Origin of the sequence: Cytobacillus sp. (assembly GCF_964223445.1) — a bacterium.
Lineage (GTDB): Bacteria > Bacillota > Bacilli > Bacillales > Cytobacillaceae > Cytobacillus.
Genome location: NZ_CAXQGS010000034.1, coordinates 1 through 2,757, shown reverse-complemented (window position 1 = coordinate 2,757; position 2,757 = coordinate 1). Strand labels below are relative to the sequence as shown.

Sequence of the window (2,757 nt, the reverse complement as noted above, 5' to 3'; positions counted from 1 at the left end):
CAAATGTATCTTGAGCCCATATAAAAAAGATAGTGAAGCTCAGAATGACGAGTAAAGCTAGTGTGAAAAGCGAGATGAGTAGGATTTTTTTGTTTAGAATTTTTTTCATTATCATTACCGAATTATTTAAAATCCTATCTAGTAGAAATATATATACAATCTACTAATTAAAATTATAAATAATTTCCCTTTCTGGATTTTGGAAATTATTAACTTAAGTTATATAAAACTAACACTTGTATGGGGACTTAATTCTGAAAAAGAAATGTATATTTTCTTTTTACAATACGTCATATCAGACATATTAGGCTATGACTATGTTAATCGACGATAATTACTGTGATCAAGGCAATAACCCTCATACTGAAGCAGGAAAAAAGAGGGGTTTCATCAGGCTGATTCTGTTTGGATTACCGAAAGCGCTCTAAAGCAGATATTGCAGTAGAGCTGTGCTGGCCGCTTTAATCATGCCACTCCATCTATCTCCCATCTTTGAAGGCGGTTTTGCTGGCGGTAGTTCATTGTGATGCGGAATATAATTTCAGATTCTCTTTATGTACAAGTTTCTCCTACTTTTCATCCGCCAAGACAAGTCGCTTCAAGACAAACGAGTTTAGTTAGAGTGCAAGACAGGAAAACTACTACTGTATAAATAAAGTGAATAATCAATCAATAAAATATTTAATCAAGCGGTTGAAGGGGGAAGGACATTGAAAATCGCCATCTTATCTGATATTCACGAAGGGCTCAATCACAAAAAGACTGGAGCTGATATTGTCGGGTTGCTGAAAGAGTCGCTGGCACAGCATATGCCGGATGTCTTTATAATCAGCGGCGATATGACAGCGGGACCGGAAAAAAGCTTGGCACTACTAAAGCAACTGCAAAATGAATTGCCGGATCTTCAAATTTTATTTGTCCATGGCAACCATGATCTTTACCACGAGGATTCTACTAATGCGTATGAAAAACTGCTGGAGTTCAAGGGCAATCTGGGAAATGGCCCGGTTTCCTTGAATGAGGAATGGGTCGTGATCGGCGATGGCGGATGGTACGATTATACATTCGGAATAGAAGGGTTTACAGAGCAGGAGTTTTCAGCAGGCCGTTTCAATGATTTTACCTGGCCAGACAAAGCCTATGCACATTGGCCAGAGGATGATGTAACAGTAACCAATAAGTACTTGACGAAACTGGAGAGCTGGCTGTCGCATCATCAAGAAAAGAACATCATCCTGGTCAGCCATTTTGTGCCGTTTGCCCATTTTGTCCAAGTGAAAAAAGACCCTTCCTGGGATTTTTTCAATGCGATGATGGGAAGCAAAGAAATCGGGAAACTGGCTGAAAAGTATGGCGTCAAAAAAATGATTTTTGGTCATATCCACACCCGCTATCATGAAGAATTCAAAGGCATCGACTGCATCTGCAATCCGCTTGGTTATTATCCGCATGAATGGCGCAGCAATTCGGCTCAGGAAGAAATCAATTCGGCGTTGAAAATCATCGAAATCTGATGGATTGCCTATTTAAGTTTATGCACTTCTTTCCGAAGGTATAGGCAAGTAAAAGCTTATTGGAAAGGCAGGTCTATTGCTTATGGACATTTATACTATTGGCCATTCCAGCCATTCACAGGAATTTTTTGATGCGATGCTGAAGAAAACCGGAATCGAGCTTCTGGCTGATGTCCGGGCGTTTCCGGGAAGCCGCAAATGGCCCCAGTTTTCCAAGGATGAGTTTCCCGTGTGGCTAGCAGCCGAAGGGATCAACTATGAGCATTTCCCGAAACTTGGCGGCAGGCGCCGGAAGTCGAAGGAGGTTGAAGAAGACAGGAATGCCGGTTGGCGCAACCAGTCTTTTCATAATTATGCGGATTACACATTGACGGAAGAATTTCAGCAGGGCATCACTGAACTACTGGAAAAAGCGGAAGTCAAACGGGTTGCCTATTGCTGTTCAGAGCGTCATCCATCACGTTGCCACAGACTGCTCATCAGCAATTACTTAGCAGCGAATGGCCACCGGGTTTTTCACATTATCGATGGCAAAAAAGGGGCAGTGGACATCGTCGAGCACGAAGTGGGGATGTGGGGAGCCGAAGCCGTCGTAAACGACAAGGGCATAATAACTTATCCAGCAACTGGTTAAAGAGAAACTCCGACCAGCAAAATTTAACTTCCCGCAGTTTACTAGAAAGCGCCTTCTGTCACGAATAAGCTCAGCAGAGGGCCTGTGAAACCAAATCTGCACTTAACCAACCTATATTCGCAACAAATTTTTCGATGCAGCCATGGCATAGCCAGCACGACAATATCCGCTCATGTAATGTGGAAAAGATCATCCTATTCCTGGATGATCTTTTTTGTTCCGGACAAATCGATTCAGTGAGTGGATATGCAAAATACTTTTTTGAAAAATAGGTTTACGTGTCAGGAATTATCTGCAGTGACATAAGTAGAGGGGGGGGAAGAGAAGTCTGGTTATAGCTAACTTTTCCCCCTTTTTATTTATATATGTTTGGGCAAACCGATCAAATGGCTTTTGCAAAGGTTTCTAGTTTTATTAACTTTACGTAATTTTTACTAAATAACATTGACGCTGTAAAAGGCGTTCTGTAAGCTTGGATGTGTGAGAAGAAAAAACTGTAAATTAGAATAATTAAATCTCAATAATTTACAAAAGGAAACCCAGCAAATCAGCACTCCCTAGCTAAACGCTTTTACAAAAAAGGAGGACGACAATAAGATGGAAAACAGC

Annotated in this window: 2 protein-coding genes; both read left to right on the top strand. The window is 41.2% G+C overall.

Translation table 11 applies throughout. From position 1 onward, the window contains the following. Positions 1-710: 710 nt before the first annotated feature. Positions 711-1,514, top strand: a complete 804-nt coding sequence (locus ACEQ1T_RS04820) for a metallophosphoesterase (protein ID WP_370221918.1) — start codon at positions 711-713, stop codon at positions 1,512-1,514. Between the two features lie 82 nt (positions 1,515-1,596). Next, positions 1,597-2,148 carry a DUF488 family protein gene (locus tag ACEQ1T_RS04815; RefSeq protein WP_121300530.1) on the top strand — a complete coding sequence of 184 codons (552 nt, stop codon included), beginning with the start codon at positions 1,597-1,599 and terminating at the stop codon, positions 2,146-2,148. Positions 2,149-2,757: the final 609 nt, after the last annotated feature.

Bases quoted from the DNA above. Each gene is read 5' to 3' on its own strand.
- ACEQ1T_RS04815 (WP_121300530.1), top strand. From the start codon at position 1,597: ATGGACATTTATACTATTGGCCATTCCAGCCATTCACAGGAATTTTTT.